Genomic DNA, 5,198 nt, shown 5'->3' on the forward strand with positions numbered 1-5,198 from the left:
GGTGGCGGTGATGTACCTGGGCCGGATCGTCGAGGTGGGTCCTCACGGCCGTCGGACCCTATCTGGGCCGGACCGACGAGGAGGCGGAGCGGATCCGCGACGCGCGGCTGAGCCTGCTCGCCGGCGGCGGGCCGGCCGAGCTCGACGGATTCGCCCGCCTCGCCGACCGCGACACGGACGGATCGGAGAGCCACTGGCACGACGAGGTCTGGCGTCGGCGTGGTGAAGCCGGCACCGACACCGACATCGAGACCGCCGACAGGATGAGCACGTACCTCGACTACCGGATCAGGCGCCAAGGGCTGTACTTCGAACTCGCCTCCGAGAAGTGCGGGCGCACGGAGAGCGCCCTCGGCAGGGTCGCCAAGGGCACCGTCCTGGCCGCTGTCGCCATCGCTCTCTCGTACGCCGCGCTGCTCGTGTCGAGCCGCGGTGGGAACGAGCCCCCGGTGGCCGCCCTCGTCATCGCGCTGCTGGCCGCGGGCCTCCCGCCCGTGTGCAACACCGTGCTGGCCGTGCAGAACCTGCTCGCCTCACAGCGGCTGGCCGTCTCCTACCAGGAGACCCGCCAGGAACTGCTGGGGCACGAGAACACGCTCCGCAAGCTGCTCGTCGAGCCCGCCGGCCCGGAAGTCGCCGTATCCTTCCGGGCCTTGGCCGTCCGGGTCGAGTCGACGCTCACGGAGGAGCTCCGCCGTTGGCGGATCATCGTCGCGAAACCGGAGTTCGACGCAGGTTTGTGAGAATTTCCTCCATGGCGGCTGATGATGGATCACAATCGGCGTCGTGGGGGACGTGTTCATCAGCCATAGCGCCCGGGGCGACGCGTTCGCCATGGCTGTCCTCAAGAGGATCGAAGCACAGCTCAGACAGAGGAACCACACTCCGCTGGTCGACCAGTCGGACATCCGGCCCGGCGACGAGTGGCTCCCCGAGATCGTCCACTGGCTGGCGAGCTGCGAAGCGGCAGTCGTTCTGCTCAACAAGGAGGCGCTGAAGTCCTCCTGGGTGCAGCGCGAGGTCAACATCCTGATGTGGCGCAGGGCACTGGGTGCGCGTCTGCTCGTGGTGCCCGTCCTCCTGGACGGACTCACGACCAAGGCTGTCAAGATCGCCGGGCTGGAGGAGCTCCGGCCGATCCAGTTCGCACGCACCGCGCGTGGCGAACAGCCGGATGCCTGCAACCTCTCCGACCAGGTACTGAAGCGGTTCGTCGACCTTCCCGAGGCGGCGACGGGCGACGACCCGATGAGTACCTGGCTCAAACGGCTGGGCCTCTATCTCGCCGAGGCCCAGCAGAAGTCCAGCCTCCTGGTCGACGCCGCGAGAGCGCTCAAGGTCGAGAGCGCCTACCTGGCCGATGTCACCGCTCAGCACGGCGGCTGTCTGTTTCTTGCCCACCAGTTCCTGGTGGCCCCGCCCGACCGGATGGAGGCGGCCCTCGACGCTCTGGCCCCCTCGCTCCCCGACCACACCATCCGTCGGCTGACCGCGGCGCTGGCACCCACCTGGGTCGACGAACAGGCAGCCCGCGGCGTGCTCCCCGAGCCGGACAGACGCCCCCGCGGGATGACAGTCCTCCTCAACGCCCGGGCGATCAGCACGGCCGAGCAGTACATACGACGCGCGACCTGCGCCGCCACCCAAGGCTTCGAGATGAAGTCGATCGGGAGTCTGCCCACGGGCGAGGACCGGGTCGGGGAGCGGTTCCGCACCTGGGAGAACGCGGTGTGGCGGGAGTTCTTCGAGGCCGACTCCGAGGAGGACCGGGTGCTGCCCCACGATCTCGATGAGCGCACCCACTACCTCGTCATCGACGAACGCTGCGCACCCGACGCCGAGTTCGCGCAGGCCGTGAAGCTTCTGCACGAAGCCTTCTCCTGGCTCATCGTCCTGGTGACCACCGGAACGCCGGAGCCGGACGACCGGGCTCTGGCGGTCTTCGAGAACGCGGTGCTCCTGCAGCCGCTGCTCACCGCGCAGGACGAACAGACCGCGAGGCTCCGCAACAAGCGCCTCAGCAAACTGCACGAGCAACTCGCCGGCGCATACTCATAGGAGTTCTTGTGACCGATCTCGTCTCGTACGGTCCCGACTCCAGGGACGGCCGGGTCTACGACATGCCCGAGGGCCTCGAGCTGGCCATCGAGGTGGCGCTGGCCACCGACCGGCCCCTGCTGCTCAGCGGGGACCCGGGATCCGGCAAGTCGTCCCTGGCCCCGTTCTACGCCCGCGACAAAGGCCTGCGCTACTACGAGCACGTGGTCACGTCCCGGACCCAGGCCACCGACCTCTTGTGGACGTTCGACAGTGTGCGCAGGCTGTCCGACGCACAGACGCACCGCGGCGTGCTGAACGACGGCGACTACATCCAGCCCGGTGTCCTGTGGTGGTCGTTCGCCCCCGAGTCGGCCCACACCCGCGGCGGTCTCCTCAAGCCGCGCCACCGGCACGACCCGCTCGACCGGTTCTACCGGCAGCATCTGGCGCAGGGTGCGGTCGTCCTCATCGACGAGATCGACAAAGCAGACCCGGACGTGCCCAACAGCCTCCTCGTACCCCTGGGTTCGCAGGAGTTCACCGTCGCCGAGACCGGAACCCCCGTCCGCCGCGAGCCCGGCGTCGGCGCGTCGTTGATCGTCATCACCACCAACGGGGAGCGTGAACTCCCGCAGGCGTTCCTGCGGCGCTGTGTCACCTTCACCCTGCCCGGCCCGAACCGCGAGAGCCTGATCAGGATCGCGGAGCTGCATCTGCGGGAGGACGGGGTCCCGCTGGACCCGCCGACGCTCGGCCTCGCCAGTGCGCTGGCCGACGAGCTCATCAAAATACGGACGGGCGGCGGGGCCCGGCGCGAACGGCTGCCCAGCACCGCCGAGTACCTCGACGCCCTGCGCGCCTGCCACACACTGGACTACGGTCCTGCCCACCCGCAGTGGCCCCTCATCCGCAACCTGACGCTGACCAAGTCCCCGCATCTGGAGCCGTGACGCGATGCGTCCGCAGATCTGGCTGGCCGATGTCGTCCGCGCCCTGGAGGTGGCCCGGACCGAGAGCGACCGGGCGCGGGTCCTGGAGATGCTGGGACTGGCCGGGGGAATGCCCGAGATCGACTTCACCCCGCCCCCGGTGAGCCCTGCCGTTCCGGAGATCCCGGCCGACGCTCCGCGTGAGGAGCCCGGGGCGGCGCCCCGCGCCGAGCCACAGCCCGGTACCGATGCCGAGGACCGGGGTGAAGTCGGTGACGTGACGGCCGAGTTGCCGTTGCTCCGTCCGACGGGCACCAAGGGCATGAGCCCGCCGCGTGAACCGGTGGAGCCACTCGCCAGACCGACGACCGAGCGTGTTCCGCTCCCCCATCTGCCCCTTCTCGTTCCGGGCTGGACCAGTGCCATCGTCCGCGCCATGCTCTCCCGCCAGGTGTGCGAGGGCCCCGTGGACATCCCGGCGCTGATCGACACGCTCGCCCGCGGCCGCCCGGTGACACGGCTGCCGCGCCGTCCCGTGCCCACACTGCGCCACGGCGTCCAGGTACTCGTCGACCGGAGCGCCGGGATGCAGCCCTTCCGCCGCGACCAGGACCAACTCATCGGCCAGATCCGTACGGTGGTCGGATCCGGCCTGGTCGAGGTGGGCTACTTCTCCGATCTCCCGCAGCGCGGAACCGGGCCCGGCGCACGCTGGACCCGCACCGCGTACACACCTCCCGCACCCGGTCGGCGCGTCCTGCTGCTCTCGGACCTCGGACTCGGTGGCCCGCCCGACGACCTCCAGCGCGCCACCCGGGCCGACTGGGAAGACTTCGCGGCACTCGTCACCTGCGCCGGATGCAGCGTCGTCGCGCTCTCGCCGTATCCGCCCGAGCGCTGGCCCGCGTGGATGACGAGGCTGCTGCCGCTGGTCAGCTGGGACCGCACCACCACCGCGAGCCGGGCCAGGGTGAGGACACCATGACCGCGCCGCCGCGGGAGCTGCCGCCTCCGCCCACGGCGGGAGCCCTGGAGCTGGCCACGGTCCTGAGCATCGCCACCCGCATCGAACCCGAACTGATCCGCGCGGTCCGGCTGCGGCTCCTGCCGCATCTGGACGTCGGTGCCGAAGCCGATCTGTGGTTCTGCGACTGGGTGGGCGCCCGTACCCCCGAAGCCATCGCGCTGCTCCCGGAATGCCTGCCCTACCTGCGCGCGGGCCTGCTGCAGAAACTGGAGACCGACCCGCGTCTCAAGGACGTCATGAAGATCGTCACCGAGGTGCACAGCGGTCTGTCGCCGGCGCTGCTCCTGGAGGAACAGGTCACCTGGGACAGTCTCACCGGCAACTCCGAAGCCGCGGCCGATCAGCTCAACCGGGCCCTGCATGCCCTCGTACGGCAGAACCGCTCCGGCCTGGCGGGCTGGTTCGCGGAGGCGTGGACGAGGCTGCCCCACGAGGCCCGTTCGACCACGACCGCGTGGAGTCTCGCCAACGCGGCCCGTCCCCACGTGCCGTCCCTGGATCCGGGGACGGCGCCGGAACTCACCCTCGCCAGCATCTCGTCCATCGCCACGGCCGTCGGCGAGGTCCGACTGGGCGTCCAGCGCGAAGGATCCGCGCTGCTCCTGGGTGACGTACGAGGGCCGTCCGCGGTGGCGATCCTCGTCCCCGACACCCACCCGCGCGTGGTCGAGGTGGTCACCGGCTCCGCCACCCGGACGGTGCAGATCGAGGCGGCCACCGTCGTGCGCGTCGAGGTGGGAACCGGGCGCATCGGCCTGCACACCGGCGCCGGTCACGTCTACGAGCTCGACCGGAAGGCTCCCACGGCGCCACGGACCGAGGCCTCCGAGTACGAGGTCCTGCGGGATCTGCTCGGGCAGGAGCCGCAGCCCGAGTTGACTTCCCGGGTGACCAGGGCGCTACGGGACCTGCTCGGCCGGTTCCGTCGGGAGGACGACCTGGTGGCGCTGCGCGAGGCGTTCGATCTGGCGGAACGCGTCCTGGCGGCCGGCTACGCCTTGGCCCGCTTCCCCGAGCTCGGTTGCGAAGCCGCGGAAGCCGCGTACCTCCACGGCTTCCGCCACGGCACCCGGCGGCCACTCGAGACGGCGGTCCGCATCTGCCAGGACCTGATCGAGTTCGTGGCCCCCGACACGGCCCTGCGCATCGGGTCCGTGCTGGGCGGCGCCCTCCGCGAACTCTTCTCCCACACGGGGGACCTC

General features: G+C 70.5%; 4 protein-coding genes and 1 pseudogene. All 5 read left to right on the forward strand.

The features are described from left to right. The first annotated feature begins 263 nt into the window (after nucleotides 1-263). A complete protein-coding gene (locus ACWEBX_RS37250) occupies nucleotides 264-743 on the forward strand; it encodes a hypothetical protein (protein ID WP_451889167.1) in 480 nt (159 codons plus the stop codon). 43 nt (nucleotides 744-786) lie between these two features. Beyond that, the gene (locus ACWEBX_RS37255; RefSeq protein ID WP_451889168.1) at nucleotides 787-2,058 is read left to right on the forward strand and encodes a TIR domain-containing protein; all 1,272 of its coding nucleotides are present in this window, start codon (nucleotides 787-789) and stop codon (nucleotides 2,056-2,058) included. 8 nt (nucleotides 2,059-2,066) lie between these two features. Next, nucleotides 2,067-2,990 (forward strand): AAA family ATPase, encoded by a 924-nt coding sequence (locus ACWEBX_RS37260; protein WP_451889169.1) that lies wholly within the window; start codon nucleotides 2,067-2,069, stop codon nucleotides 2,988-2,990. Between the two features lie 4 nt (nucleotides 2,991-2,994). Further along, on the forward strand, nucleotides 2,995-3,954 hold the full coding sequence (locus tag ACWEBX_RS37265; protein WP_451889170.1) for a hypothetical protein: 960 nt from the start codon (nucleotides 2,995-2,997) through the stop codon (nucleotides 3,952-3,954). Next, nucleotides 3,951-5,198, forward strand: a pseudogene (locus ACWEBX_RS37270) (hypothetical protein); the annotation flags it as partial. The gene ACWEBX_RS37265 and the pseudogene ACWEBX_RS37270, both read left to right, overlap by 4 nt.

The organism is Streptomyces sp. NPDC005070, assembly GCF_053600395.1.

Coding starts and splice junctions, on each gene's coding strand:
- ACWEBX_RS37265 (WP_451889170.1), top strand. CDS start 2,995: ATGCGTCCGCAGATCTGGCTGGCCGATGTCGTCCGCGCCCTGGAGGTG.
- ACWEBX_RS37250 (WP_451889167.1), top strand. CDS start 264: ATGAGCACGTACCTCGACTACCGGATCAGGCGCCAAGGGCTGTACTTC.